We start from the raw sequence: 26,222 nt of genomic DNA, 5'->3' as shown, positions 1-26,222 counted from the left end.
ATGCAGCCTCACAGCCGTATCGTGAGGCTTTCAGCCGTTGTTGGGGCGAGTTTACTCGCTCAGCAGCCCCGCCCCCAACACCGAACCCTCCGCCGCGGCAACCCTCCCCCAGTCTTTTTTGGGGGAGGGTGGGCCGGTGGTGCCGGGGGCCGCCCCGGGCTCCGCCACCCACATCAACCCCTATCCATCCGCCGTCTCAAAAAACAGCGGGGCAACCGCCTGATCGTTGCCCCGCCACCCTCCACTCATCCCGTCGCCTGCGAGAATCCAGGTCCGTCAAGCACTCTCGTACTTTCGTACTCTCGTACTTCTGTCCCCCGCACTCAAAAAATCTGCAGCTCCCCGATGTACTTCGCCGGATTCGCCTGAATGTCGGCCATCAGCCGCTGCATGGTCACGATCAGCCGCTGCGTTTCCTCGTACAGCGCCGGGTCCGTCATCAGCCGCCCGATGCTCCCCTGGTTGCTCTGCAGGTTGGTGAGCAGCGTGTTGAAGTTGGTGATCAGCGTGCGCGTTTCCGCCACCGTCGGCCCGATCTCCGCGAGGCCCGGCTGCAGCCCGGTGATCGTCTGGTTCAGCGCTGTGGCCGTGGCGCCGAAGGCGGCAATGGTGGTGTCGGTGCGCGCCAGCAGCCCGGGCATGCCCGACGCCGCCGTGGACAGCTGCGTGCTGAGCGTGTTCAGGTTGGCGCTGGCCTGGCGCGCGTTGGCCAAAATCTGCTGCACGTCGCCGCCCTGCAGGCTGCTGCGCACGTCCGCCATGGTCTGCCGCGCCTCCGCCGTCGCCAGGCGGATGTTCTCCGTCGATGCGAGGACGTTGGTGCCCACCTGCCCGTAGGTGCGCGTCTGCTGGTCCACGAACCCGCTCAGCTGCTCCGTAACGCCTTCCACGTTCTCGATCGTCTGCCGGATCTTGACCGCCGTCTCGGGCGTGAAGGCGATCTGGATGCGCGTGGACAGCGTCTCGATGTCACTGGCGATGCGCGCCGCCACGGCGGTCAGCTCCGAAATGTCCGGGAGCGCCGCGCCCGGCAGCACGTCGCGCCGCGGCGCCGAGGTGAACACCAGGTCCGGAAAGTCGCTCTGCCGCACGATCTCCGCCTGCCAGTCGCCGAACATGGACTCCGCCGAAAGCAGCACCGCCGCGTCGCGGGGAATGGTGACGGTGGGGTCTACCCCCATGGTGACGTACACCCCCGTGCCGCGGGGCGACAGCTCGATCTTGCTCACGCGCCCCACCTTGACCCCGCGGTACTTGACCGCGTTGCCCTCCGTAAGCGCGCCCACGTCGCTGAACGCGGCGCTCAGGTCCCGCTGCGCCGCGCCCCAGCTCTGTCCGCTCAGCCACACCGATCCGGCCACGGCCGTGATGATCCCCAGGATCACCACCAGCCCCACGACCGCCTCGTTCTTGAACCTCATGCATGCCTCCCCTGCGAGCCGCGCCCGCGCCCGTGGTGTCCGTCTCCGCCCGTCGCGGCGTCTGCCTCCATCTGCCGCTGCGCATCCTCGATCATCTCCGGACGCCCTTCCACGAAGCCGCGCACGAGCGGGTGGCTGGAACGCTGGAATTCCTCCGGCGATCCCTCCTCCACGACCCGGCCCTCGAAGAGCATGGCCACGCGGTCGCTGATGTTGTACGCGCTCTTCATGTCGTGGGTAATCACCAGGCTGGTGACCCCCAGGTCTTCCTTCATCTTCAGGATCAGCCGGTCGATGACCTCCGTGGTCACCGGGTCCAGCCCGCTCGTGGGCTCGTCGTACAGCAGGTACTTGGGGCGGTACGCGATGGCGCGCGCCAGCCCCGCCCGCTTCTGCTGCCCGCCCGACATCTCCGACGGATACCGGTCCTGAAAGCCGGACAACCCCACGCGGTCCAGCGACTCCGCCACGCGGTCGCGGATCTGCGCGTCGGTCATTCCGCCCTTCTTGATCAGCCCCATCGCGAGGTTCTCGGCGATGGTCATGCTGTCGAACAGGGCGGCGAACTGGAACACGTACCCCATGTCCAGCCGCAGCCGGTACAGGTCCGGGCGCGACAGGTCCGGAATGCTGTGCCCGTCCACCTTGATGCTGCCCCGGTCCGGCCGCATGAGTCCGGCGATGTGCTTGAGCGTGAGCGACTTGCCCGCGCCGGAAAAGCCGACGAGCGAAACCGTCTGCCCCTCCCGCACCTCCAGGTTCAGCCCGCGAAGGATCTTCTTGGGGCCGAACGACTTGTGCACATCGATCAGTTCGATGCTCACGTCTTCAGCAGCGTGGCGGCCCAGAAGGCGTCCAGCACCAGGATCATCACGCTGGCCAGCACCACCGCGCGGGTGGTGGCCACGCCCACGCCCTCGGCGCCGCCCTCGGTGTAGAACCCCTGGTAGCAGCCCAGGATGGTGATGACGAAGCCGAAGCTGACGGACTTGATCAGGTAGTACGTGATGTCGAAGGGATCGTAGAACAGCCGCAGCCCCAGCACGAACTGCTGGCTGCTCATGTCCAGCATCTGCATGGCGGTAATCCATCCGCAGGCGATGCCGATCACGTTGCTGAACGTGACGATGATGGGCACCATGAGCGTTCCCGCGATCACCCGGGGCAGCACCAGGTACGAGTGCGGGTTGTACGCCATGGTTTCCAGCGCGTCGATCTGCTCCGACACGCGCATGGTCCCCAGCTCGGCCGCGATGTTGGCGCCCACGCGGCCCGACATCGCGAGCCCGGTGAGCACGGGGCCCAGCTCCAGCATCATGGTCTTGCCCACCAGCGTGCCCACGAAGTACAGCGGAATGGCGCCGGTAAAGGTGTACGACGCCTGCAGCGCCAGCACGATGCCCGTGAAGGCGGACAGAAAGAGCGCGATGGGGAGCGAGTTCACCCCCAGCTTGCGCATCTGCCCGGCCGTGAGCGACAGCCAGGTGCGCACGTCCGCGAGCGCCGCGCCGGTGTGCGCCACAAAGCCGCTGAACCGACCGAAGTCGGACAGCACGCCGATGGTGCCGCGGCCTACGGCTTCAAAGGGGGAGATCCAGTTCATGCGGAGAATGTACGATCACTCCGCCCCCTTCGGCCAGAACGAAGCGAGCGGAGGGTGTGTGCGCGAAAAGGGCCGGTGGCAGGCGAGCCCGGTCCCGCGTGGGGGGACCAGGCCCCGTGGGACCCGCCGCCGGCAGCCTGAAGCCCCGGGTTGCTACACGCCGAGGTGTTTCGCCCAGTCCGAGGGCGCAAATCGGATGCCGGTAAAGAACCGGCCGAATTCCCCGTACAGCGTGCTCGCCTCGTCGTAGCGCATCTCGGTCACGATGCGCTTGAACTCCAGCGGGTCGCGGGCGAACAGGGTCACGCCCCATTCCCAGTCGTCCAGCCCCACGCTGCCGGTAATCACCTGAAACACGCGCCCGGCAAAGGTGCGCCCCGTCATCCCGTGCTCGCGCATCAGGCGGCTGCGCTGCTCCACGGGGAGCGCGTACCAGTTCGCGCCTTCCGCTCGGCGCTTGGACATGGGATAGAACGACACGTAGCGCATCCCCTCGGGCACCTGCGGGTACAGGCGGCTGCGGACGTGCGCGGAGGCGCCCTCGGCGGCCAGCGCTTCGCCGATGTGCGCCTTGAACTCGTCGCTGCCGGGCTTGTGCTCGCGCGCGGCCTCGGCCGTGGCATGGTACAGCCCCGCTTCGGTGATGCTCAGGTAGTCGTACTCGCGGCGCAGGTACACGCCCAGCGGACTGTCGCTCACGCGGCGCTGCACGTCGGCGAGTTCGTCCAGCGTGGGGCGAAAGTGCACGAACAGCCAGTCCGCGCCCCCGCCCGCCAGGCGGAACGGCGCGCTCCAGGTGCCGTCCGGCCCCGTGGCGAGGTCGGCGAACAGTTCCCGCGCGGCCCCCGCCACGTTCTCCCGCACGCCGGGGCCGGCGGCCCGCAGCGCGGCCCAGTCCATGGAAAACACCTGGTGAAGCGCGTACCACCCCTCCAGGGTGGCCGGTGCGATCTGCGACATCAGTCCCTCTCCCGGGTACTCATCCGTGCGCGGCGCCGGACCGTTGCGCGGCGCGCGCTTTCCAGCGGCGAAGATACGCCGCGGGGCGAACCGGGGCGAGAGCAAAGGGACGGAGAGGGGAGAACGGCGGTTCGTTGCGCTGCGGACGGTGCCTCGCCGCGGAGAGGCCCCCTCTCCCCGGCCCTCTCCCCCGCTGACGCGGGAGAAAGGGAGTCCTCAGCGCGGGGGCGGCCTTCGGCACCACCGGGGCGGGCCTTTCGCTCGGCCGCCGCTGGGGGCCCCACCTCCGGCCCCTCCCCGTGCAAACTGCGCACGGAGAGGGGAGACTTCGCACCGGGGCTGCGGGTCGCGCAGGGGCAGCCTCACGGCTGTATCGTGAGGCTTTCAGCCGTTGTTGCGGCGGATTCATCCGCTCAGCCCAGCTGCGGGCAGGGCGACGCAGCCCGCTCCGAACCCTCCGCCCGCAACAACCCTCCCCCAGTCTTTTTTGGTCTGTTTTGGGGGAGGGTGGGCGAGTAATGCGAGCCCGGGTGGGGGCCGCCCTGGAGTCCGGCCCGTGCAGGTGAAGTCTCCCGTCTGTTTGGGGAGACTATCCGCCGTCGTTGCGGCGGCTTCAGTCGCTCACCCTGCCTGCCCCGTGTATACAGAAACCGGCGAGCCCGCCGCCGTTGTCCGGCACTCGAGTAAGCCCTTGCAGTTCGATGGTTTACGGAATCCGGCGAGGATTGCGCATTCGACGGCGGAAACGGCGCGGGACTTGCGCGAAGGATGAACAGCGCTCATCTTTAACGATCCGAAAACCGCTAAGTCGTTTGATTCCAGCAGCTTGACCCTGACCACCCGGCATCTCGGGAGGCCAGGGGCGCCGGAATCGGAACCGTGTGCCCGGCAAGGATATGATTGCATCCGTCACGCACCCGCTGATCATTCAGGGCGGCATGGGGGTCGGCGTCTCGAACTGGGTGCTGGCCAAGGCCGTCGCCCTTCGGGGCCAGATGGGCGTGGTCTCCGGCACCTGCGTGGATTCGCTGATGATCCGGCGGCTGCAGGACGGCGACGTGGGCGGGCACATCCGCCGCGCCATGGAGGCGTTCCCCTTCCCCGACGTGTGCACGGACGTACTCAACCGGTACTTCCGCCCCGAGGGGCTGGCGGACGGCGAGGCGTACAAGGAAATCCCCATGTACCGCCAGGTGGTGACCAAGGTGCGCGAACAGCTCACCGTGCTCGCCTCCTTTGTGGAAGTGTGGCTGGCCAAGGAAGGGCACTCCGGGCCCGTGGGCATCAACCTGCTCACCAAGGTGCAGATGCCCAACCTGGCCACCATCTACGGCGCCATGCTGGCCCAGGTGGACTACGTGCTGATGGGCGCCGGCATTCCCAAGGACATTCCGGGCGTGCTGGACCGCTTTGCCGCGCACGAGCCGGCGAGCATGAAGTTCGACGTCGAAGGGCTGGCCAAGGACGAGACCGCGCTGCTGAGCTTTGACCCGCGCGTGCACTCGCCCACGCCGCCCATGCAGATGAAGCGGCCCTTCTTTCTGCCCATCATTGCCTCCAACTCGCTGGCCACCATGCTGGTGCGCAAGGCGTCGGGGCGGGTGGACGGGTTCATCATCGAGGCGCCCACGGCCGGCGGGCACAACGCACCGCCGCGCGGCGACCTGGTGCTGAACGAGCGCGGCGAGCCGGTGTACGGCGAGCGCGACGTGGTGGACCTGGAAAAGATGAAGGACCACGGGCTCCCCTTCTGGCTGGCCGGGAGCGCGGGCTCGCCGGAACGCCTGCAGGCCGCGCTGGACGCGGGCGCGGCGGGCATTCAGGTGGGCACCCTGTTCGCCTACGCCGACGAGTCGGGCGTCACGCCGGAGCTCAAGGCCGACGTCATTCGCCAGGCGCAGGAAGACCGCATCGACGTGCTGACCGACGGGCGCGCGTCGCCCACGGGCTTTCCGTTCAAGGTGGTGCAGATCGGCGGCACCATGGCCGATCCCGCCACGTACGGCGCGCGCAAGCGCGTGTGCGACCTGGGCTACCTGCGCGAGGCGTACAAGCGCCCGGACGGCCGCATCGATTACCGCTGCGCCGCCGAGCCGGTGGACACGTACGTCAAGAAGGGCGGCACGGTGGAAAACACCGAGGGCCGCAAGTGCCTGTGCAACGCGCTGTTCGCCACCGTGGGGCACGCCCAGCGGCGCTCGGACGGCAGCGTGGAGGCCCCGCTGATCACCAGCGGCGACGAGCTCAAGAACATCCGCCGCTTCATTGGCAGCGACCGGTCGGGCTACACGGCCGGCGAGGTGATCGACTACCTGATGAGCGGGCTGCGCGAGGTGCGCCGCTTCATGCCGTCGATGTCGGTGCCGCGGCAGTCCGCCGCGACCTGACCGGCTTTTCGGATGGATTGACGGGCCCCGCGACTCCGGTCGCGGGGCCCGTTTCGTTTCCGTGATGGCGGACGGCGGGGGCTGATCGGCGGCTTTCTCCGATGGCTATGCCGGCCCAGGCTGAGCGAATGAATTCGCCGCAACAACAACGGAGAGTCTCCCCAAACAGACGGGGAGACTTCACCTGCACGGGGCGGACGGTCCGATGTGGGCTGAGCGAGTAAACTCGCCGCAACAACCGCTGAAAGCCTCACGATACAGCTGTGAGGCTGCCCCTGCGCGACCTGTAGCCCTGGTGCGAATTCCCCCCCTCTCCGTGCGCAGTTTGCACGGGGAGGGGTCGGAGGTGGGGCCCCCAGCGGCGGCCAAGCGAAAGCCCGCTCCAGGCACCGAAAGCCGCCCGCGCGCTGAGGTCTCCCTTTCTCCCGCGACAGCGGGGGAGAGGGCCGGGGAGAGGGGGCCTCTCTGCATGAGCGGCACTATCCGAAGTGCACCGGACCGTCCTCCACCTTCCCTGAACGGATAAATCCGCCCCTCGAAGGGCGGGAAGCCCCGACTCGTGGCCGCTGACGCGTCCACGATCAGGGCTTCAACCGACCCGGCGAACGGATCGGCGCGCGCCGCAGGTCGCGTCCGAGCGATCGGGCTTGCGCGGCGGGCGGGCGGAGCGCTTCTTGTCGGCGGGTTCTTCCCTTCCCGCCACTCCGCAAGCTCCCCATGTCCATGCTCCGAAACCTCGCGGCCGCGTCGCTGGCGGTCCTGGGCGCGTGCACGCAGGCCACCCTGCCCGCCGGCCCCGCACCGGTGGGCCGCGCCGATCCCGTCGCGCGGGCGTACGCGCAGGCGATGGCAAACTCCGCCATGTACTCACCGGAGAACGTGCTGCCGCTGAAACCGGCGCTCCCGGATGCCGCCGGCAACGTGCGCGTGGTGACGGTGGGGCGCTGGAATCCGTCCACGGGGCCGCAGCAGATGCAGCGCGAGTCGTGGGTCACGGTGGCGCCGGAGGTCCGCGATTCGTGCGCGCGGTGGGCGGACGAGGAGGTGCCCATGCGCCTGCGCCAGCTTCTCGGGCTGCACCCCACCGATTCCGTGGGATACTTCGTGGAAATCACGGTGCCGGCCGCGTGGATGTTCCGCCCCACCGTCGATCCCGCCGTGACCACCGCCTGGCCCTGCCCCGAGGGTCCGTCCGCGGAATGCGGGCTCAAGTTTCCCGCCAGCGCCGATACCGCGCACCGGGTGTGGATGGCGAACCAGATGCTTTCCTCGTGGCAGGTTCCGAACGGCTATCCCGACCGCGGTGCGGACCAGCCGGGGCTCGGATACCCGTGGACGAGGCTGGGGTATACCTACAACTGGCACCCCGGCTCGCCGCGCTACGGCGCCTCCGAGTATCTGGTGCGCAAGGACGCCCCGGTGACCATCACGTCCGTGACACCCGTAACCGCCTACTGCGAACCCGGGTAACTCCCCGTCCGTTGCGACGACGACCGGATCGTCACGGCGGAGAACTACGTGGGGATCGTGGGCCGCCGGAAAGGGCTCGCGGCGTGAGATTGATTGCGTCCCCGGCCTCCCTGAGCGGATGAATCCGCCGCTCCAGAAGCGGTAAGCCCCGACTCGTGGCCGCTGACGCGTCCACGATCGGGCTTCAACTGCACGAGCCCTTGGAGTCCGGCTCGGTTTCTCCCCTCTCCGTGCGCAGTTTGCACGGGGAGGGGCCGCGGGTGGGGCCTTCGAGGCCCGGCGACGGCCGCCGCACCGTCCCCCGCGCCACCGTTTGCGCCCTCCGCGGCCGTTTCCCCCGCGTCCGGATTCTCCCCACGCGCCGGGGCTGATTGCCGCATCGCGCGTGACCGGCGATGTTCGTATCGTTGGCGGCCCATCCACGCAGACCCCGGCGGGCCCTGCGGGGTACACACGGGCGCAACCGCCGTCCCCAGGACCGAATCGCATGGAATCCCAGTCTCTCGGCCTGTTCGTCGCCTTTTCGGCCGGGCTGCTCAGCTTTCTGTCGCCGTGCGTGCTGCCGCTGGTGCCCAGCTACGCCACGTTCATTACCGGCATGACGCTGGACGAGCTGTCCACGGACGAGCGCCGCACCCGCCGCACGGCGCTGGTGCACGGCCTTCTGTTCGTCGCGGGGTTCACCGCGGTGTTCATGATCATGGGCGCGTCGGCCACCTTTCTGGGCAGCCTGATGCGCTACGCCAGCACCTGGGTGGAGCGCATCGGCGGCGCGCTGCTGGTGTTGTTCGGGCTGTATCTGCTGGGGCTGCTGCGGCTTCCGGGCGCTGGCCGCGAGTGGCGCATGCACCTGTCGCACAAGCCGGCCGGGTACCTGGGCACCGTGGCCGTGGGAGTGACGTTCGGCGCGGGGTGGACGCCGTGCATCGGGCCGGTGCTGGGCGGCATCCTTACCCTAGCCGCCACGCGCGCCAGCATGGGACAGGGGATCGGCCTGCTCTTCGTCTACTCCGCCGGGCTGGCGATCCCGTTTCTGCTCAGCACGCTGCTCATCGACCGCTTTCTGGTGGCGTTCCGGGGGCTGCGCCGCTGGCTCAAGTGGATCAACCGCATCAACGGCGGGCTGCTGGTGGTCATCGGCCTGCTGATGCTGCTGGGCCACTTTTCAGCCATGTCGCAGACGATGGCGGGATGGACGCCCGCGTGGCTTTCAGGCAAGCTGTAATGGCGCAAACACTTGCGTTTTGAGCCGCCGCGGGCCAGATTCGGCCCCGCGGCGGTTCCGTTTTTCTCCCTCACCCCACACACTTCATGGCTTCCGCGATCCGCATCCTGCTGGTGGACGACCACGCCGTGCTGCGCGCCGGCCTGCGCGCGCTGCTGGAGGCGGAGCCGGGGTTCCTGGTGGTGGGCGAGGCGGGAACGGGCGAGGAAGCGGTGATGAAGGTGCCGCAACTGCGCCCCGACGTGGTGGTGATGGACCTGTCGATGCCCGGGATGGGCGGGCTGGAAGCCGTGCGGCAGATCGCCGCGCTGGGCACCACCGCCCGCGTGCTCGTCCTTACGATGCACGGCGAGGAAGAACATCTGCTCCCCGTGCTGGAGGCTGGCGGCAGCGGCTACGTCAACAAGCGCAGCGCGGACGAGGAGCTGATCGAGGCCATCCGCACGGTGGCGTCCGGCGACGTGTTCCTCTACCCGTCCGGCGCCAAGCTCCTCCTGCGCGGCCTCAAGCAGAAGGCGGAGCCCGGGGTGGAGGACCCCATCGAGAAGCTCACCGAGCGCGAGCGCGAGGTGCTCGGCTTTACGGTCGAGGGGTTCAGCAGCAGCGAAATCGGCAAGAAGCTGTTCATCAGCCCCAAGACGGTGGACACCTACCGCGCTCGGATCATGGAAAAGCTGAACCTGCACCACCGCAGCGAACTGGTGAAGTTCGCGCTGCAGCGCGGGCTGCTGAAGGCCTGACGGTTTCCGCCACACGAGTATCCATCCACCCGGACATCACCAGACAGGGCGCGGAGCGTGGAGCAGCGCAGGGTCGTCATCACGGGCGTCGGCTTGGTTTCGGCGCTGGGCAACACCGCCGCCGAAACGTGGGCGGGGGTCAAGGCGGGGCGGTCCGGCGTGGGGCCGCTCACCAGGTGCGAGCTTCCCGGCCTGGCGCCGGAGATCGCCATCGCCGGCGAGGTGAAGGGCTTCAGCCCCGAGCCGGTGCTGGACCGCAAGGACGCGCGGCGGATGGACTGGTTCATCCAGTACGCCCTGGTCGCGGCGCACGACGCCATGGTGAACGCCGGCCTGGGCGGGCTGGGCCCCGTCCCCGACCCGGTGGAGACCGGGACGATCATCGGCTCCGGGATGGGCGGGCTCATCAGCATCATGGAGACGGCGGACACGGCGCGTGAGAAGGGGACGCTGAGCCGCGTGTCGCCCTTCTTCATCCCCGCCAGCATCATCAACCTGGCCGCGGGGCAGGTGGCGATCCGCACCGGCGCGCGCGGCCCCAGCTACGCGCCCGTCTCTGCCTGCGCCAGCAGCAACCACGCGATCGGCGAAGCCTTTCACGCCATCCAGCGGGGCGATGCGAAGATGATGCTGGCCGGCGGCACGGAAGCCTGCCTAACCCCCATCAGCTTTGGCGGGTTCGCCGCGGCGCGCGCGCTGGCGACGGACTACGAGAGCCCGGAGACCGCGTCGCGCCCGTTCGACGCCACGCGCAACGGCTTTGTGCACGCGGAGGGCGGCGGCATTCTGGTGATGGAGGAGCTGGAAAGCGCTCGCGAGCGCGGCGCGCCGATCCTGGCAGAGGTGATCGGCTTCGGGATGAGCGCGGATGCCTTCCACATCACCGCGCCGCCGGACAACGGCGAGGGCGCCGCGCTGGCCATGACGCGCGGCCTGCGCAGCGCCGGCATCGCGCCGGAGCAGGTGGACTACATCAACGCGCACGGCACGTCCACGCCCGTCGGCGACCGGGCGGAGACGCGGGCGATCCGCTCGGTGTTCGGCGCGCACGCGGACCGGCTGGCCGTCTCCTCCACCAAGTCCATGATCGGGCACGCGCTGGGCGGCAGCGCCAGCATCGAGGCCGCGGTGTGCGCGCTGGCGCTGCACGAGGGCATCATGCCGCCGACCATCAACCTGCGGAACCCCGATCCGGAGTGCGACCTGGACTACGTCCCCGACACGGCCCGCAAGGCCGCGCTGGACGTCGTCATCAGCAACTCGTTCGGCTTCGGCGGGGCGAATACGACGCTGGTGTTGAAGAGGTACGAGTAGAGAAAAGAAGTGCCCAGTGCCCGGTGCCGAGTGCCCAGGGAGACCGGCACAGGTCCCGATTCTGGGCACTGGGCCCTGAGCACTGGGCACTTGCACACCAGATCTTCCGCCACACCACAGTCCGCAAAAGAAGAGAGGCCCGGTCACCCGGGCCTCTCTTCTTTGTCCGTCAGACCTCTCCGAGGCCCCCGGTTCCGCCCGAGTCCAGGCCGCCGGTGTCGGCGTCCGATCCGGAACTGCTGCCGCCGTACCCGCCGGTGGCGCTGGTGCCGCCGGTGGTCTGGCTCCCCGTCGACCCACCCGTGGAGCCGCCGTAGCCGCCGGTGGACCGGCCGGAGGACGCCGTGCCACCACTGCTGCGTCCGGCCGATGCGCCCCAGCCGCCCTGGCTGGCGCCGCGGCTCTGGCTGCTGCGTCCGCCCCCGCTCACGCCGCCGCGGCTGCGCGGGTGGCCGGGCTCGGAGATCTGCTCCACCGTGTTGGCGAAGTTGCGCTGGCCGGCGTCGCTGTCCACCTCGGTGGCCAGGTCCGCCTGCGCAATGATGCCGACGAGGCGGCCTTCGCGGTCGGTGATGGGGACGCGCCGCACCTGCTCGCGCTGCATCAGGTTCATCACCTCGCGCAGCGAGTCGTTCTTGTTGCAGGTCTCCACCTCGGTGGTCATCACGTCGCGCACGGTGGTGGTCTGGGCGTCCTTGCCCTCGGCCACCGCGCGGATGGTAATGTCGCGGTCCGTCAGCACGCCGCGCAGGCGCTTGCTGCTCTCGCTCTCCACCACGGGGATGATGCCCACGTCCAGGTCGCGCATCTTGCGCGCGGCGTCGGCCAGCGTGGTGTCGGGGGTGACGGTTTCCGGATTGTCCGTCATCACCTCCGACGCGCGCATGCGGCGCAACTCGTCGCCCTGGCCGCCGGACTGCTGGGCGCCGGACTGCTGCCCGTAGCCGCCGCCCTGGCGGGCGCCGGGGGTGTCGCCCTCCGTCCAGCCGCCGCCGTAGCCGCCGTAGTTCTGGCCGGCCGTGCCGCCGCCGTACCCGTATCCGCCGTATCCGCCCTGCCCGCCGCCGTATCCGTATCCGCCGCCGCCGCCCTGGCTGCCGTACTCCCTTCCGCCGTAGGACCCGCCTCCGTAGCCGCCACCGGACGAGCCGCCGCCGTAGCCGCCGCCCGACGATCCGCCGCCGTAGCCCTGGCCGCTGTTGGTAAAGCCGGTGTCCTCGCCGTAGCCGCCGTACTGCGAGCCGCCGCCGCCGTAGCTGCGGTTCATGCCGAACGCCTGGCCGCCGTAGCCGCCCCGGCCCGCGTCAAAGTCGTTGTCGTACGCACCGCCGCCTGGGCCAAAGTCGCTGCGGCCGCCGGACTGCGGCGCCGAGTCGGAGCCCATGCCGCCGTACTCGCCTCCGCCATACCCGCCGCCGCGCGCCGGGCGACCGCCGTACCCGCCGCCCTGGCCCATGCCGAAGTCGCTGTCGTCCTGGCCGTACTCGCGTCCGTAGCGTGCCATGCGTCGCCTCCTCGTCGTTGCGTTTCTGCGATCCCCACCCGTTCCCCGCCTGGAGACAGGAGACGGGGGCCGTTGCAAGACGAATACCCCGTCAGGGCGCCGGGCGAGGCTTGCGGCGGAACGCGACGATCAGAAAGCCCGCGACGGCGATGAAGGCGAAGCTGAACCACTGCACCGCGTAGCTCAGGTGGCTCCCTTCCGAGATCTCCGGCATGGGAAGCGCGGCGGCGGGATCGTCGGACCGGTCCGTGTCCAGCCGCTGGATGCTGAGGGGAAGCAGCTGCACCCCGGGCTGGCGGTCCCGCAGCGCGAGCAGGTTCAGGCGCCGCCACGTGGTGTCCGCCCCCGCGCGCCCCGCCGCCGGGAGCCCGCGGTCCGCCTCCGCGCCGATGGGCTGCAGCAGCCCCTCCACCTCCACGTTGGGATTCCGCAGTTGCAGCGCCCGCGCATCCACCGTCCCCGCGTCGGGGGATGAGGCCCATCCGCGCAGCACGACGACCGCTCGCCCGTCGCTCAGGATCAGCGGTGTCGCGATCTGTACGCCGGGCATCCCCTCGCGCGCCTTGCCCCGCAGCACCAGGTCGCGCGTGTGGTCGTACCGCCCGGCCGCGCGCACGCGGCGCCACGCGTACGCCTGCGGGTCTCCGCGCATGGAGTCGAACCGCGCCGGGGTGAGCGTAAGGGGCGGCAGCCGGGTGGCGGCCTCAATGGCGGCGTTGCGGGCGCGGCGCTGGGCCAGGCGGTCCAGCTGCCAGAACCCCAGCCGCACGCACACGCCGGCGACGACGACGACGAACAGGGCGGCGGCCACGCCGCGGGCAGAAAACTTCACGACGATCAACGGGATGCGGAGGACTCGCGTTGCGACGCCCTGAATCTACGGCCCTCGCCGCCCACCCGACACGCCGTGCACGGCCGCGCGCGATCGGACGAGCGCGGGTTATGAACGACACGACGCAGACCGGGTTGATCGCTGACACTTCCGCCGGTCCGTCGGGGCGGACGCGAAGCCGAACAGTCACCCGGGAACCTGCCGGTTCGTGCAGGTGAAGTCCCCCCGTCCGTTTGGGAGGACTTTCCGCCGTTGTTGCGGCGAATCCATTCGCCCGGCGGCGGGCCCGGCCACCCGCGAGGACTTTCTCGGGGATGGAGAACGAAGAAAATCGGGGCGCCGGCCAGGTGGCCGGCGCCCCGATGACGCGATGCGCGCCCCCCGTGCGATCAGATGGGGGACGGGAGCGGATCGCGGCCGCCGTACAGGTCGTCCTCGCCGCGGGCGGGAAGCCCGTCGGAGTACAGGTCGTCCTCCGCGCGGATCGGAAGCCCGTCCGCGTCCAGGATCCCCGATCCGGCGTAGTCGTTGGCGTACCGGCCGTACCCGCTCGGCCCGGCGCTGTATGAATCCGCCTCGTCCAGCGGCATGCCGTCGTAGCCGCCGCGGCGCACCGTGGCGGTACGCGAGCGGCGCAGGCTGAACCGGCCGCGGCGCGGGGCGGGCTCCAACTCTTCGGATTGGCCGCGCAGCACCAGCAGCTCGGCTTCCTGCTGGTTCGCCACGTCCATCAGCCGGCGGGCGCGGCGCTCCCACAGCTCGGCGCGCTCCTGGTAGTAGCCGCCGTAGGCTTCCACCTGCTCGCGGTCCTGGTCCATGCCGAACTCGCTCACCGCCGACCGCGCGCGGCCGCCCTTGCGCCCCTTGCGGCGCTTGCGGGGACGGTCGTCGTCGTAGTCGTCGTCCTCATCGTCGTCGCCGCCGGTGAGGAACCCCAGGATCAGCCCGCCCAGAAAGACGCCGCCCAGCATGGGCCAGGCGTTGTCGCGCACGCGGCGGCGCACCGGCGCCATCACGTCCAGCTTTTCCTCCACCTGGGCGCGCTTGCGGACCAGCGCGTCCTCGATCTGGTCGATGGTTTCCGACATGCGGGCGCGCGTATGCTCAATCTGCATGCGCGCCAGCTCGGGGTCGTCCACCTGGGCGATGGTGCCCGGCGTGCCGGCGTGCGTGTGCGCCTCCAGCAGGTGGTCGGGCTCGGTGATGCGGCCGGCGGGGGCGATCCCGTCGGCGAGCGTGGCGTCGGGATCGGACTCGTCGTCCCGCCGCGTCACGTGAAGGTCAGCCATTGGATTCTCCCCTTAGCGAAGCAGACGGCCGATGACGAAGCCGGCGATCCCGGCGATCGCCAGCGTCTGGAGCGGCCGCTCGTGGTAGCGGTGCTCGAACGATTCTCCCGCGCTGAGCGCCCGGCCACGCAGGGCGGCGATGCGGTCCGTTTCCGTAGTGTAGGTGCCGTCGCCCAGCGCCGCGTCGGCGTAGGCGCCCGGCCGCTCGCCCGCGTGGCCGTGGCCCATCATGCCGCTGATGCGGTTGCGCACCGCGTCGGCCGCGTCCACCACGCGCTCGCGCGCCTGCCCGGACAGCTCGCGGGCCTGCCCGGCCACGCCGGCTACGCGCTCCTGCACCTGCCCGGCCACGTCCGTAACGCGCTCGCGTGCCTGGTTCAGCGCGCCGGCGCCCACTGCGGCGCGCTCACGCGCCGCGTCGATGGCGTCCAGCTCGGGCCCTTCGCCGTCGCCCCAGCCCAACGACTTCATGACGTCGGCCACCCAGCGGTAGTGGCGCTCCTCGTCCAGCGCCGCGCCGTCCACCACGCGCTTGATGTGCGTGGGCCACATGTTGGCCTTGGAGGCGTACGAGTCGTACTTGGCGCGCGTCTGCAGCTCGTTGTGGCGAAAGGACATCAGCACGCCGCGGTCGCCGGCCAGCGCACCCAGGCTCTGCAGCGCCAGTTTGAACGGCCCGGTGGCGTGCGGCTGGTTCTTGGGCGTGCCGCCCAGCTCCGTGATCAGCTCGTTGAGCTCGCGGATGTGGCGCTCGTGGTCGCGCAGAAAGCCGGCGATCTGGGCCGCGTGGTCGCGGTCCTTCAGCTTCTCCATCGCGATCTGGTATGCGCCTACGGCATCATGGTCGAGCTGGAGCAGGTCGTTCAACCCGTCCAGGATCTCGGCCGTGGCCGCCGGCACGTGCCCCGCGTCCAGGCGCGTCGTATCGGTGTCCACCGCTTCCTCCTTGGTGCGATTCCCGTGTTACTTCCCTGCTCCCCCCACACCGGACGGCGTGGCTCGGGCCGGGCCGTGGATGCACGAGACGTTCCAGCGGCGCAATCGCTGGCCCGCACAGGGTTTTGCGCCCCTCCGCGCCCGCCGCGCCGCACGGGCGCCGTTGTTGCATACAGTTGAAGGGCAACGGCTTGCGGCGCGAAGCGAAGCACGTTTCTGAAAGATAACGGAAACACCGATCCTGACTTCCGGGAGATGCATCCGATGATGCTTGCGATTCGATCCACGATCGCCGCGGCGGCGGTCGTCATGCTGTCCGGCTGCGCCGGGCTGGGCGGGCTGGGCCAGGTGCTGCAGGCGCCCTCCTTTCAGGTCGAGGGCGCGCAGCAGGCCCAGCTGCGGCTGCTGGGCCCGTCCCGGGACCGCCCCACGGGCGGCGCGGCCATCCGGCTGTACGCCCGCGTGCGCAACCCCAACCCGGTGGGCCTCACGCTGACGCGCGTCGTGGGCAACCTGGCGCTGGGCGGGCAACGCGCGGCGGCGGTCAGCTTTCCGCTGGGCGTGCCCATGCAGGCCAACGGCGAAAGCGTGATTCCGCTGGACGTCGTGCTGAGCTTCAGCGACGTGCCGGGGCTGGCGAACGTGGCGCAGAGCGCGCTCACGGGCCAGCCGATCCGCTACGCGCTCAACGGCACGGTGGCGGTGGATGCGGGGCTGCTGGGCCAGCCCAGCTTTGGCCCCACGCAGCTGCTGGAAGGCAGTCTGCGGGTGGCACGATAGCGCTCTCCTCGCCGCGGGCTGTGGGGGACATGACGAGCCGGCCTCCACACGGGGGCCGGCTCGGCTGTTGAGTGCGCAGTTCCCAGTGCCCAGTTCCAAGTGCCCAGTGCATTGTTACAGAGAGGAATGTCGCCTGCGGAACGGGTTATGCCGGTCAGGGGAGCGGGCATGCTCCGCCTGGAGTCCTTGGTGTTCAGTTCCTCGCACCTGCCCAGACTAGAGGGACAGGCGAGGATAAACTCATGGCAGAGCCGACGACACCAGCGCAGGGTGGAACCCAGACGGGTGGGGCCTCAGGTGACGGCAAGCAGGAGTCCCCGCAACCCAATTGGCCGTCAAAACAAGAGGGGAAGGAGTCTGGCGGTCCCCGCGACAACGCGCCCCCGAAGTGATAAACGGCAGAATCCCGCGGGAGCGATCCTCCCGCGGGGTTCTGGCATCCGGCAATCGCGGATCGTGGTACTCCCGTTGCATCCCCGCCGTCCTCTCGACAAACCCTAGATCGACCTCCGATGCAGACCGCGACCGCGATTCCCATCCACGACGCGCTGGGCCCGGCGCGGGCGCGGGCCGAGGCGTTTCTGAGCGGCTTGGCGGCGGATGCGCGCATCGTGGTGTTCTGCCACTTCGATGCGGACGGATTGTCGGCGGGCGCGCTGTTCGGGCGGGGGCTGCGGCGGATGGGCTTCACCGACGTGAGCGTCGTCCATTCGGGTCGGGGAGAAAACGCGTTCAGCGACGTGGCGCGGGGGCGGTTGGCGGCGCTACGGCCGGACGCGCTGATCGTCACGGACCTGGGTGTGCACCGCGCCGGGGTGCTCCCGGGAGTTCCGACGATGTACGTGGACCACCACCGGCCCGAGGGCGAGCCGGGCGAGGGCACCGTCATCTCGGCCTACGGATGGGATCCCATCCCCGCCTCCGCCTGGCTGGCGTACGAACTGCTGGCGCCGCTGGCCGACGTGGACGACCTCGGCTGGCTGGCCGCGGTAGGCACCATCGGCGACCTGGGGGAGAAGGCGCCGTGGGACGCGCTGCCGGCCATGCGCAAGCGGTGGAGCGGCAAGTGGCTGCGCGAGGCCGTGTCGCTCACCAACGCCGCGCGCCGTGCCCGCGAGTTCGACGTAGGCACGCCGCTGCGGATGATGATGACGGCGGACCACCCCCGCGCCATCGTGGAGGACGACGCGCTGGGCGCGGACCGGCTGCGCGGCTACCGGGCGCAGGTGCAGGAGGAACTGGCCATCGCGCGGCGCGTGGGGCCGGTCTTTTCCGCGGACAAGCTGTGGGCGCTCATTCCGCTGGACAGTGGCGCGCAGATCCATCCGCTGATCGCCCAGCAGTGGCGCACGCGGCTGGCGAAGAACGCGGTGATCGCGGCCAACCGCGGCTACCTGCCGGGGATCGTCGCGTTCAGTTCGCGGACGGCGCGCAAGGACCTGGTGCTCCCCGCCCTGCTGCGCGCCCCCGATATCGGCGCCGAAGACGAGGCGAGCTTTGGCCGCGGCCACGACCAGGCTTCCGGCGGCCACCTTCCGCCCGTGCTCTTCAACCGGCTGATGGACGCCCTGGGCTTCGACAGCCGCGCGCATGTACCGGAGGAGTGAGCGCGCGGCGGTGGCGGCAGAGGATGGGGGCGGAAATGAGAAAGGGAGCGCCGAAGCGCTCCCTTTCTCACTGTCCCCCCGGACAAACATCCCCTCAAACCATCCCTCATGAAACTCACGGGTCCCCCAACCCGTGTCCTGCACCAACCCTCACCAACTCACGGGTCCCCCAACCCGTGTCCTGCAACTCCCCCTTCACCCCTCCCGCACGGACATCCCCCCGAATGCCGTGCGGGTCCAGCTCCGCGGCCCTGGCGGACCGCGGTCCCCACCCCTGGGTCAGGCTTCCTTGCCGGTCCCGGCCAGGATGCCCACCGCCCTGAAGCACTGATGGCAGTAGAGCGCCGCCGCGTATTCGCCCTCGGGATTGGTCACCGAGGCAAACCCGTTGGGATCGATTTCCGGCTCAATGAAGGCCAGGACTTCGACCGTGTCGGGGCCGCAGAGCGGGCATGGCACATTGGAAGGATCCTTCCGGTACGCCATGAGCAGTTCCAGCGCTTCGGCGTCGGTGAACGGGCCCTTGGGCTGCGGCAGTGAATCCGCGAGCTCCTTGTCGATCCGGTTCATAGCGGCCTCTCCTTCCGGGTTCCTTCGAATGGCCTGCGCCATCTTGATTCGTTTTTCGTGCCCGTCTGTAAAGCAGACCTCGTGCCACCGTTTTCGCTAACCGCTTTGCCCACAACTACCTACCACGCCCCCGAGCTCGTCTCCATCCGCGGATCGCCCCGGGTTGCGTCCCCCTCAGGCAATCACCGGGCCAAAAAACCTGCCCCGCATCATCAACCGCGAAAGAACTGGCGTTTTCATCGAAGAAAAAGAGCGAGACCCGAAGCGCCGATCCGCCCCGGGCCCCGCTCCTGATCCCCCCTATTCCCTATTCCCTATTCCCTATTCCCTGCTGTTCCCCACAGGCAGTCCCGGCGACTCCGGCCGCAGCGTCCGCTCGAACAGTTCGTAGATGCGCCGGTACTCGTCCGTCCACGAGTCCGCGCGCACGAAGGCATGGTCCTCCACGGGGTACACGGCGAGCTCCCAATTGGTCTTGCCCAGCTCGATCAGCCGCTGCGACAGGCGCACGATGTCCTGAAAGTGCACGTTGGTGTCTACCATGCCGTGCGCCATCAGAAGGTCGCCGCGCAGCCCTTCGGCAAAGTAGATGGGCGACGAGCGGCGGTAGGCCAGCGTGTCCGTCTGCGGCAGGTTCAGAATGCGGCTGGTGTACCAGTGGTTGTAGTGCGCCCAGTCCGTCACCGAGCGCAGGGCGGCGCCGCTGCGAAAGGTTTCCGGCTCGGTGAACATCCCCATCAGGGTAATGAACCCGCCGTACGATCCGCCGTACAGCCCCACGCGCTTCGCGTCCACGCCCTCGTTCTGCACCATCCACCGCGCGGCGTCCACGTGGTCGGTCAGGTCCAGCCCGCCCATGTGGCGGTAGATCCCCGTGCGTACCGCCGCGCCGTAGCCGGCGGACCCGCGGTAGTCCACGTCCATCACCGTGTACCCGCGGGAGGCCAGCAGGTGATTGAACATGTACTCCCGAAAGTACGTGCTCCATCCGCGATGCGCGTTCTGCAGGTACCCCGCGCCGTGGACAAAGAAGACGCCGCCGCCGTTGGGCTGCGCGCCCACGTCGCGCGGCCGGTAGATGCGGGCGTACACCATCTGCCCGTCGCGCGCGCGAAAGCTCACCACCTCCGGCTGGATCCACGGGCCGCGGCGGAACTCGGCCGTGCGCGACTCCGTGATCTGCCGCGGCTGGGCGCCGGGGCGGTTGGGCATCAGGTACAGTTCCGGCGGCGTGCTGCTGGTGGAGTGCAGCAGCGCCAGCCAGCGCGTGTCGGGGGACGGGATGCTTTCCGTCCAGCCCGCCAGCGGGGTAATGCGCGTCCGCGTGCCGCCGGTGACGGGAACCGAGTACAGCGCCCGCTCCCCGGGATGCGTTTCGCTGGTGGTGATCAGAAAGGTGCGGCGGTCCGGCGTCAGCACGACGTCCGTGACCTCCCACTGCCCGGAGGTCACCGGGGTGGCCGCGCCGCCGTTGAGCGCGCGCGTGTACAGGTGCGCGTAGCCGCTGGCCTCCGAGACGAAGTAGATGCGGTCGTCGGTGATCCAGTCCGCGGTGAACAGGCCGGGGCCGCCCACCCACGCCGTGTCGCGCAGTTCGTCCACCAGCGTCAGCCGGCCATCCGTTCCCGCCACGTACAGCCAGCGCGCCTTGTAGTCGTACGGAACGCCCATCACCAGCGCGCGGTCCTCGCCGGGCGCCCAGGCCAGCGTGGTGAGCGACACCTTTCGCGCCGTGTGCGCGCTGTCCGGCTGGATCCACGCGAGCCGGGAGGTCTGCAGGTCCAGGATGGCGGCGCGCTCGATCCCCTGCACGTCGCCCACCTTGTTGCGGACGTTGCGCGGCTCGGTGTATCCGCTCTCCGTGACCCAATAGGGGACGACGGTCTGCTGCGCGCCTTCGATGTTCTCGCTGATGCCCAGCATCAGGTAGCGGCCGGAGGGCGACACCTCGAAGCTGCTCACGGACATGTTGCGCCCGATGTAGGCGGGGCGCACGGTGGCGCGAAGCGAATCCACCTGCTCCCGCCGCCGGCGCTCCTCCTCGCGGTCGCGCACCACGTCGAACAATTCCGTCTGGTCCTGCCGCAGGGCGCCGCGCTGCCCCGCAGTTTCCGGCGGCCGGGGCGCCGCTTCCGTGCGGATGTCCGTCAGCTGCCGCAGCGCCCCGCCCTCCACGGGGACGGACCACAGGTTGTTGCCGGAGACGAAGAACACGGTGCGCCCATCGCGCGACAGCTCGGGCATGCGCTCGCGGGTGGGCGTGTCGGTGATGCGGCGCTCGCGCCCGTTCACGTCCGTCACGTACACGTCGCCCATGCGCTCGGAGGCGCGGCGGGTGCGGTCGCGGCTCCACGCGCCGGAGGCGGCGGGCATCACCCGGTCCGCCACGGAGTCCGCCAGCAGCTGCGGCGCGCCCCCGGCCGCGGCGACGCGGTACACGTGGGTCGCGGTGTCGCGCGCTTCCGGGCTGCGCCAGCGGAAGTAGACCCAGCGGCCGTCCTCGGACCAGCGCACCTCGTCCGGCGAGCGCCCCACCAGCTCGGGGCCCCGCATGATGTTGCGTACGGACAGGTCAAAGCCGTTCGCGGCGGTCTGCGCGCGCGCCGGCGACGCCCAGGCCGCCAGCAGAACGGCGCCGCACGCCGCGCCGCGAAACAAGGAACGCGTCATCAGGAATCCGGGGGTGGGAATGGGGGTGCTAAGAATGCTGGCAGTTTACGCCAACGCGCCCGGCGGTACAAGCCGCCGGGCGCGTTCGCCATCCACCGGGTTGTCCGTCCGAATCAGGCGGACGGCAGCTGGATCTCCGGCTTTTCCGGATCGGGGCGGTACAGCACGGCAATGCGGCCGATGGTCTGCACCACCACGCTCCCGGGGATCTGCTCCGCCAGTTCGCGGGCGCCGTCGCGCACGTCCAGGGGCGCAGCCTCCAGCACCTTGACCTTGAGCAGTTCGCGGGTGTTGAACGCTTCTTCCAGCGAGCGGATGGTCTGGTCGTTCACCCCTTCCTTGCCGACGAACACCACGGCCTTGAGGTGGTGGGCCAGGGACTTGAGGTGCGCGCGCTGCTTGGGAGTGATTTCCACGGCTTGTCCGCCTTCGATGTGATGATTCCTCTGCGGCGCCAAAGATAGCGCCCCGCGCCCGCCCTGACGAGACGCCGCCCGGCCCGCTCCCCGCAGTTCCCCCGCGACCCTCCGCTACCCCCGCGTCCTCCGCGTGAACCGGCCCTGGAATCGGGCAGACGCAACAAGGCCCCGCCATTCACGACGGGGCCTCGCTGAGAGAGCGGATGCACCGAAAACCGTCAGGCCGTCTCTACGCGGTTGCGTCCGCGCGTCTTGGCCTGGTACAGCGCCCGGTCCGCCGCGCGGATCAGGTCCGGGATGGTGGCCGCGTCGTCGGGAAAGGCGGCCACCCCAAAGCTGGCCGTGAGCGCGCGCGGCACCTCCGCCGTGGGCGGAAGCTGCTCCACCAGCACGCGCATCTTTTCCGCAAGGCGCGTGGCCTCGTCGCGCGCCGTCTCCGGAAAGATGAGCGCGAACTCCTCGCCGCCGTAGCGGCAGGCGCTGTCGGTGCTGCGAAAGGCGTGGCGCACCGCGCGGCCGATGCGCTGCAGCGCGTGGTCGCCCACCTCGTGCCCGAAGTCGTCGTTGATGCTCTTGAAGCGGTCGATGTCCAGCAGCACCAGCGACAGCGGGCGGCCGTAGCGCTGCGCCCGCGACATCTCGCGCTCCAGGATCTCGTCAAAGCCGCGGCGGTTGTGGCACCCCGTCAGCGGGTCGATAGTCGCCTGCGCGCGCAGCCGGTCCAGCAGCTCCGCATTGCGAAGCGCGATGGCCGACGAGTCCGCCAGAGCGCGCAGCAGCGCCAAGTCGTGCGCCTCGTACGGCGCCTCCGTCATCCGCCGCCCCAGAATGAGCAGCCCCGCCCCGCCGTCGCCAAAGTCCAGCGGCGCCACCACGGCCACCTCCGCCGGCACGTGGTCGCGGATCTCCGCGTCCTCCGGCGGAATGACGGGCGGCCGGCCGGGCCCGGTGATCACGTTCACCACCCGCGCGGGGATGGCGAACGCCACCGACTCGCCGCGCAGCGACCGCACGGCGCGGCAGGTGTACTGCTCGCCGTCCGTGTGGTACAGCGCGGCCCACCACGCAAAGAACACCTCGCCCACCGAGTCCAGCACCAGCCGCACCGTTTCGTCGGCGCCGCGCACCACCGCCAGCGTGCGCGCCACCTGCTGCAGCGCGCCCAGGTGAAAGCGGAGCTGGTCCAGCTCCAGCGTCTGCTCCGCGCGCGCCTGCTGCACCGCCCACACGCGCGCGAGCTGCTGCGAAATCTGCGACAGCAGGCGCGGCGAGGTGGCCGCGGCCTCCGGGCTCGCCAGCAGCTCCCCTTCACCCCCGCCCGCCGGAAAGCGCAGCACCGGAACCAGCCCGTCCGCCGGGTCGCCCACGGCCAGGGGCACGGGACGCGTGGGCACCAGCAGCCGCACGGGGCCGTGCGTCAGCGCGCGCACGGCGTCCACGCAGGCGGCTGCGGTGGCGTCGGGGCTCTCGGCGAGGGGGATGGAGGCGAACGCCAGGACGGCTGCCGCCGGGTCCACGGCCGCGGATCGTCCCTCCTCCACGAGCCGCGGACGGAGCGGCGCTTCCAAGCGTACCGGCATCTGGGCGAGGGGGGAGCGGGGACCGCGGAAAGGCCGGCGGATGGAAAGGCGCCGGCGAGGACTGTTACATCGCTGCTACTGCAGGAACTAATCCTAACAGCGGTGCACGCGATCTCACAAGCCCGAAAGCGAAAACGGGGCCGTCCCCCGGGACGGCCCCGCCGCATCACGCAACTCCATGCGCGCACGCCACTTCTGTCTCTCCAGCGCATCCCGCGCGGCGTTGGACGCGCGCTCCGGGCCTTGGATTCCGCCGTGAACGCGGCAGAACGCGAGACTCCGGATCAGTCGCCGAAGGAGATCCCCAGCTGGCGCGAGCACATCACCAGTTCCGAATCCAGCGGCACCCGCTTGAGGTCACGGATGGCGTCGCCCAGCGGCACCGCGCGAATGTGGTTGCCCTGCAGCGCCACCATGGTCCCCAGGCTCCCTTCGCGGATGCAGCGCACCGCTGCCGCGCCAAAGCGCAGGGAAAGGCTGCGGTCGAACGCAATCGGCTCGCCGCCGCGCTGGATGTGGCCCAGCACCATGGCGCGCGCCTCCTTGCCGGTGGCCGCCTCGATCTGGCTGGCCAGGCGCTCCGCGATGCCGCCGTACCGCCCCGTGGCGTCCGCGAAGCTCGCCTCCCCGTTCGCCGGCCGCGCGCCCTCGGCCACCACGACGATGCTGAACCGCCGCTTCTGCCGGTCGCGCTCGCGCACCTTTTCCACGATGCGGTCGATGTCGTACGGGATCTCGGGGATGAGGATGACGTCCGCGCCGCCCGCCAACCCCGACTCCAGCGCGATCCACCCCGTGTGACGCCCCATCAGCTGCACCACCATCACGCGCTGGTGCGCCTCCGCCGTGGAGTGCAGCCGGCCGATGGCGTCCGTGGCCACCTCCACCGCGGACTGGAAGCCGAAAGTCATGTCAGTGGCGCTCAGATCGTTGTCGATCGTCTTGGGCACGCCGATCACGGGGAGCCCCTTGAGGTGCAGCGCGTGCGCGATGCTGAGCGACCCGTCGCCGCCGATGGCGATGAGCGCGTCGATCTCCCGCTCGCGGAAGCGGTCCACGATTTCGTTGGAGCGGTCCACCTTGCCCCACGTTCCGTCCGGCTGGCGAACCTCCAGGCCGAACGGGTTTCCGCGGGTGGTGGTGCCCAGAATGGTGCCGCCCAGGTGGGTGATGCCGCGCACCGCGTTGGCCGTGAGGGGAAAGACGCCGGGCTCGTCGTCCACCACGTCTTCCAGCAGCCCCATGTAGCCGCGGCGGATGCCGTACACCTCCCACCCCTCGCTCAGGGCGGCCAGCGTGGCGGCCCGGATCACGGCATTCAGCCCGGGGGCGTCGCCCCCGCCGGTGTTGATCGCAATCCTGCGCACCGTGGGCGTGCTGCTCTCGCTCATCGTTCTCCGCGGGTCGTAAAGGGGGAGTCTGGCGGGGGGAAAGATACGAGACTCCCGCGTGGCGGCAACCGCGCGGCGGGTTGACAGCCCGGCGCGCCGCGGGTATGGTCTGCCACGCGCGGCCGGAGCCGCGCATTCCGCGGGCACAGGAACTACGATGGCGACCGAAGCCGAAATCAAGAAAGCGCTCCGCAAGGTCAAGGACCCGGAGCTGAACCTGGACCTGGTGGTGCTGGGTCTGATCTACGACATCAGGATCGACGGGCCGCGGGTGGACGTCACCATGTCGCTCACCTCGCCGGGGTGCCCGGTGGCCGGCCAGCTGCTGGAGCAGGCGCGCGAGGCGGTGGAGAGCGTTCCCGGGGTGGAGCACGCCGAGGTGGAGCTCACCTTCAGCCCGCCGTGGACGGCGGACCGCATCAACCCCACCATTCGCGCCGCCCTGGGCCTCTGAGCGGCGGGCCGGGAGCCGATACGAAAGAGGGGGAGCCGCGGCGAGCGGCTCCCCCTCTTTGTGTACGACCGGCCGAGTAGGTTACTCGGTAACGGTGATGCTGCCCTTCATGCCCATGCCCGCGTGGGGCATGCAGACGTAGTTGTACGTGCCCGGCGCCCAGTCGGCCGGAATCTCGTAGGTCTGGTCGGCCGCCGAGTACAGCGGGCTGTCGGCGGGCGGCGTGAAGCCGGCCGGGTTGCCCTGCGCCAGCGTGAACGAAACGTTGTGCGCGGCCTGGCCGTCGGCCATGGTCCAACGGATCTTGTCGCCGCGCTTGACGGTGATCTGCGTCGGCTGGAACTCACCGGACGCGCCGCCCTGCGTGGTGACCATCTTGACGTCGTGCACCGTGCCGGTGCCCGCGGTCGGAGCCGGCGCGGGGGCCGGAGCCGGGGTCGCCGGAGCCTCGGTGGCGGTGGTGGGCGCGGACTCGCTCGTCGTCGCCGCGGTGTCACTGCCCTCGCCGCCGCCGCAGGCGGCCGCAAGCGCAACAAGCCCAAGCACGGGCAGCTTCATCAGATCGCGAATCGCCATCTTGATCAATCTCCTGGTTTTCAGAACGAGGCGCAGGCGCAACCGCCTGTACGCCGTATAAGATAGGCCCCGGCCAACGGAGCGACAATGCGAAATCCCTGTTCTGCGCGTACGCCCCCGCCCTACGTTCTGACCGCGTGTGTCAGGAAATCCCCGACAACCATCAGAATCCGTGAACCGCGTCTCTCACGGAGGTAGCACGGCGGTGCACGGAAGAACCGCAGAGGGGCACCGAGCACTTGGCACTTGGCACTTGGCACTTGGCACTTGGCACTTCGCACTTGGCACCGGGCACTTGGGCGCCGGGTACTGCGCAGCGGGACGACAAAGAGGCTCGCGCCGCCGTTGGGGCGCAAACGCAGAAACGCCCGCCCCGAGCACGGATGCTCGGGACGGGCGGTTCTGAATGTAAGGCCGGCGGCGCCGTACTCTCCCACCGGGTGGCCCCGGCAGTACCATCCGCGCAGCGGGTTTTCACTTCCGAGTTCGGGATG

The 26,222-nt window shown here is 70.0% G+C and carries 22 protein-coding genes and 1 rRNA gene; 8 read left to right on the top strand and 15 right to left on the bottom strand.

Annotated elements, in window-relative coordinates:
* Positions 1 to 323: 323 nt before the first annotated feature.
* The 4 genes from VF665_RS21460 to hemQ form a co-directional block, all read right to left on the bottom strand.
* Positions 324 to 1,421 (bottom strand): MlaD family protein, encoded by a 1,098-nt coding sequence (locus VF665_RS21460; protein WP_331055516.1) that lies wholly within the window; start codon positions 1,419 to 1,421, stop codon positions 324 to 326.
* Entirely contained in the window at positions 1,418 to 2,245 is an 828-nt protein-coding gene (locus VF665_RS21455; RefSeq protein WP_331055515.1) for an ABC transporter ATP-binding protein, read from the bottom strand. The genes VF665_RS21460 and VF665_RS21455 overlap by 4 nt, the downstream gene beginning before the upstream one ends.
* Positions 2,242 to 3,024 (bottom strand): ABC transporter permease, encoded by a 783-nt coding sequence (locus VF665_RS21450; protein WP_331055514.1) that lies wholly within the window; start codon positions 3,022 to 3,024, stop codon positions 2,242 to 2,244. The genes VF665_RS21455 and VF665_RS21450 overlap by 4 nt, the downstream gene beginning before the upstream one ends.
* Before the next feature lie 153 nt (positions 3,025 to 3,177).
* Positions 3,178 to 3,984: a hydrogen peroxide-dependent heme synthase gene (hemQ, locus tag VF665_RS21445; protein ID WP_331055513.1), complete on the bottom strand. Its 807-nt coding sequence runs from the start codon at positions 3,982 to 3,984 to the stop codon at positions 3,178 to 3,180.
* An 896-nt stretch (positions 3,985 to 4,880) separates the two neighbouring features.
* On the opposite strand from hemQ, the gene VF665_RS21440 reads away from it, so the two are divergent.
* The 5 genes from VF665_RS21440 to fabF all read left to right on the top strand — a co-directional run bounded on the left by VF665_RS21440 (position 4,881) and on the right by fabF (position 11,120).
* Positions 4,881 to 6,371 (top strand): nitronate monooxygenase, encoded by a 1,491-nt coding sequence (locus VF665_RS21440; RefSeq protein WP_331055512.1) that lies wholly within the window; start codon positions 4,881 to 4,883, stop codon positions 6,369 to 6,371.
* Positions 6,372 to 7,088: 717 nt separating this feature from the next.
* Positions 7,089 to 7,841 carry a hypothetical protein gene (locus VF665_RS21435; protein WP_331055511.1) on the top strand — a complete coding sequence of 251 codons (753 nt, stop codon included), beginning with the start codon at positions 7,089 to 7,091 and terminating at the stop codon, positions 7,839 to 7,841.
* Between the two features lie 487 nt (positions 7,842 to 8,328).
* The gene (locus VF665_RS21430) at positions 8,329 to 9,066 is read left to right on the top strand and encodes a cytochrome c biogenesis CcdA family protein (RefSeq protein WP_331055510.1); all 738 of its coding nucleotides are present in this window, start codon (positions 8,329 to 8,331) and stop codon (positions 9,064 to 9,066) included.
* 86 nt (positions 9,067 to 9,152) lie between these two features.
* On the top strand, positions 9,153 to 9,806 hold the full coding sequence (locus VF665_RS21425) for a response regulator transcription factor (RefSeq protein ID WP_331055509.1): 654 nt from the start codon (positions 9,153 to 9,155) through the stop codon (positions 9,804 to 9,806).
* Between the two features lie 57 nt (positions 9,807 to 9,863).
* A complete protein-coding gene (gene fabF / locus VF665_RS21420) occupies positions 9,864 to 11,120 on the top strand; it encodes a beta-ketoacyl-ACP synthase II (protein ID WP_331055508.1) in 1,257 nt (418 codons plus the stop codon).
* Between the two features lie 169 nt (positions 11,121 to 11,289).
* On the opposite strand, the gene VF665_RS21415 is transcribed toward fabF, so the two are convergent.
* The 4 genes from VF665_RS21415 to VF665_RS21400 form a co-directional block, all read right to left on the bottom strand.
* Positions 11,290 to 12,624, bottom strand: coding sequence for a CBS domain-containing protein (locus VF665_RS21415; RefSeq protein WP_331055507.1), 1,335 nt, complete (start codon positions 12,622 to 12,624; stop codon positions 11,290 to 11,292).
* Positions 12,625 to 12,715: 91 nt separating this feature from the next.
* The gene (locus VF665_RS21410) at positions 12,716 to 13,456 is read right to left on the bottom strand and encodes an SURF1 family protein (RefSeq protein ID WP_331055506.1); all 741 of its coding nucleotides are present in this window, start codon (positions 13,454 to 13,456) and stop codon (positions 12,716 to 12,718) included.
* 389 nt (positions 13,457 to 13,845) lie between these two features.
* Positions 13,846 to 14,745 carry a hypothetical protein gene (locus tag VF665_RS21405; RefSeq protein ID WP_331055505.1) on the bottom strand — a complete coding sequence of 300 codons (900 nt, stop codon included), beginning with the start codon at positions 14,743 to 14,745 and terminating at the stop codon, positions 13,846 to 13,848.
* Between the two features lie 12 nt (positions 14,746 to 14,757).
* Entirely contained in the window at positions 14,758 to 15,681 is a 924-nt protein-coding gene (locus VF665_RS21400) for a ferritin-like domain-containing protein (RefSeq protein ID WP_331055504.1), read from the bottom strand.
* A gap of 264 nt (positions 15,682 to 15,945) precedes the next feature.
* Between VF665_RS21400 and VF665_RS21395 the strand changes: the two genes are divergently transcribed.
* Entirely contained in the window at positions 15,946 to 16,461 is a 516-nt protein-coding gene (locus tag VF665_RS21395; RefSeq protein WP_331055503.1) for an LEA type 2 family protein, read from the top strand.
* A gap of 512 nt (positions 16,462 to 16,973) precedes the next feature.
* A complete protein-coding gene (locus VF665_RS21390; protein ID WP_331055502.1) occupies positions 16,974 to 18,068 on the top strand; it encodes a hypothetical protein in 1,095 nt (364 codons plus the stop codon).
* Between the two features lie 279 nt (positions 18,069 to 18,347).
* Here VF665_RS21390 and VF665_RS21385 read toward each other — a convergent pair whose 3' ends face one another.
* The 5 genes from VF665_RS21385 to VF665_RS21365 form a co-directional block, all read right to left on the bottom strand.
* On the bottom strand, positions 18,348 to 18,638 hold the full coding sequence (locus tag VF665_RS21385; RefSeq protein ID WP_331055501.1) for a hypothetical protein: 291 nt from the start codon (positions 18,636 to 18,638) through the stop codon (positions 18,348 to 18,350).
* 321 nt (positions 18,639 to 18,959) lie between these two features.
* On the bottom strand, positions 18,960 to 21,308 hold the full coding sequence (locus VF665_RS21380; protein ID WP_331055500.1) for a prolyl oligopeptidase family serine peptidase: 2,349 nt from the start codon (positions 21,306 to 21,308) through the stop codon (positions 18,960 to 18,962).
* A 113-nt stretch (positions 21,309 to 21,421) separates the two neighbouring features.
* Positions 21,422 to 21,724, bottom strand: coding sequence for a ribosome assembly RNA-binding protein YhbY (yhbY, locus tag VF665_RS21375; RefSeq protein ID WP_331055499.1), 303 nt, complete (start codon positions 21,722 to 21,724; stop codon positions 21,422 to 21,424).
* 221 nt (positions 21,725 to 21,945) lie between these two features.
* Entirely contained in the window at positions 21,946 to 23,307 is a 1,362-nt protein-coding gene (locus tag VF665_RS21370; RefSeq protein ID WP_331055498.1) for a sensor domain-containing diguanylate cyclase, read from the bottom strand.
* Between the two features lie 284 nt (positions 23,308 to 23,591).
* Complete coding sequence (locus tag VF665_RS21365) at positions 23,592 to 24,698, bottom strand: ATP-dependent 6-phosphofructokinase (protein WP_331055497.1); 1,107 nt, start codon at positions 24,696 to 24,698, stop codon at positions 23,592 to 23,594.
* Positions 24,699 to 24,855: 157 nt separating this feature from the next.
* Between VF665_RS21365 and VF665_RS21360 the strand changes: the two genes are divergently transcribed.
* Entirely contained in the window at positions 24,856 to 25,152 is a 297-nt protein-coding gene (locus VF665_RS21360) for a metal-sulfur cluster assembly factor (protein WP_331055496.1), read from the top strand.
* Between the two features lie 81 nt (positions 25,153 to 25,233).
* On the opposite strand, the gene VF665_RS21355 is transcribed toward VF665_RS21360, so the two are convergent.
* Both VF665_RS21355 and rrf read right to left on the bottom strand, forming a co-directional pair.
* On the bottom strand, positions 25,234 to 25,728 hold the full coding sequence (locus VF665_RS21355; RefSeq protein ID WP_331055495.1) for a plastocyanin/azurin family copper-binding protein: 495 nt from the start codon (positions 25,726 to 25,728) through the stop codon (positions 25,234 to 25,236).
* Positions 25,729 to 26,140: 412 nt separating this feature from the next.
* Positions 26,141 to 26,222 (bottom strand): 5S ribosomal RNA (gene rrf / locus VF665_RS26075); the annotation flags it as partial.

Source organism: Longimicrobium sp., assembly GCF_036387355.1.
GTDB lineage: Bacteria > Gemmatimonadota > Gemmatimonadetes > Longimicrobiales > Longimicrobiaceae > Longimicrobium.
Note: the sequence above shows the minus strand (reverse complement) of the source record. Positions and strands in the feature narration are given on the sequence as shown.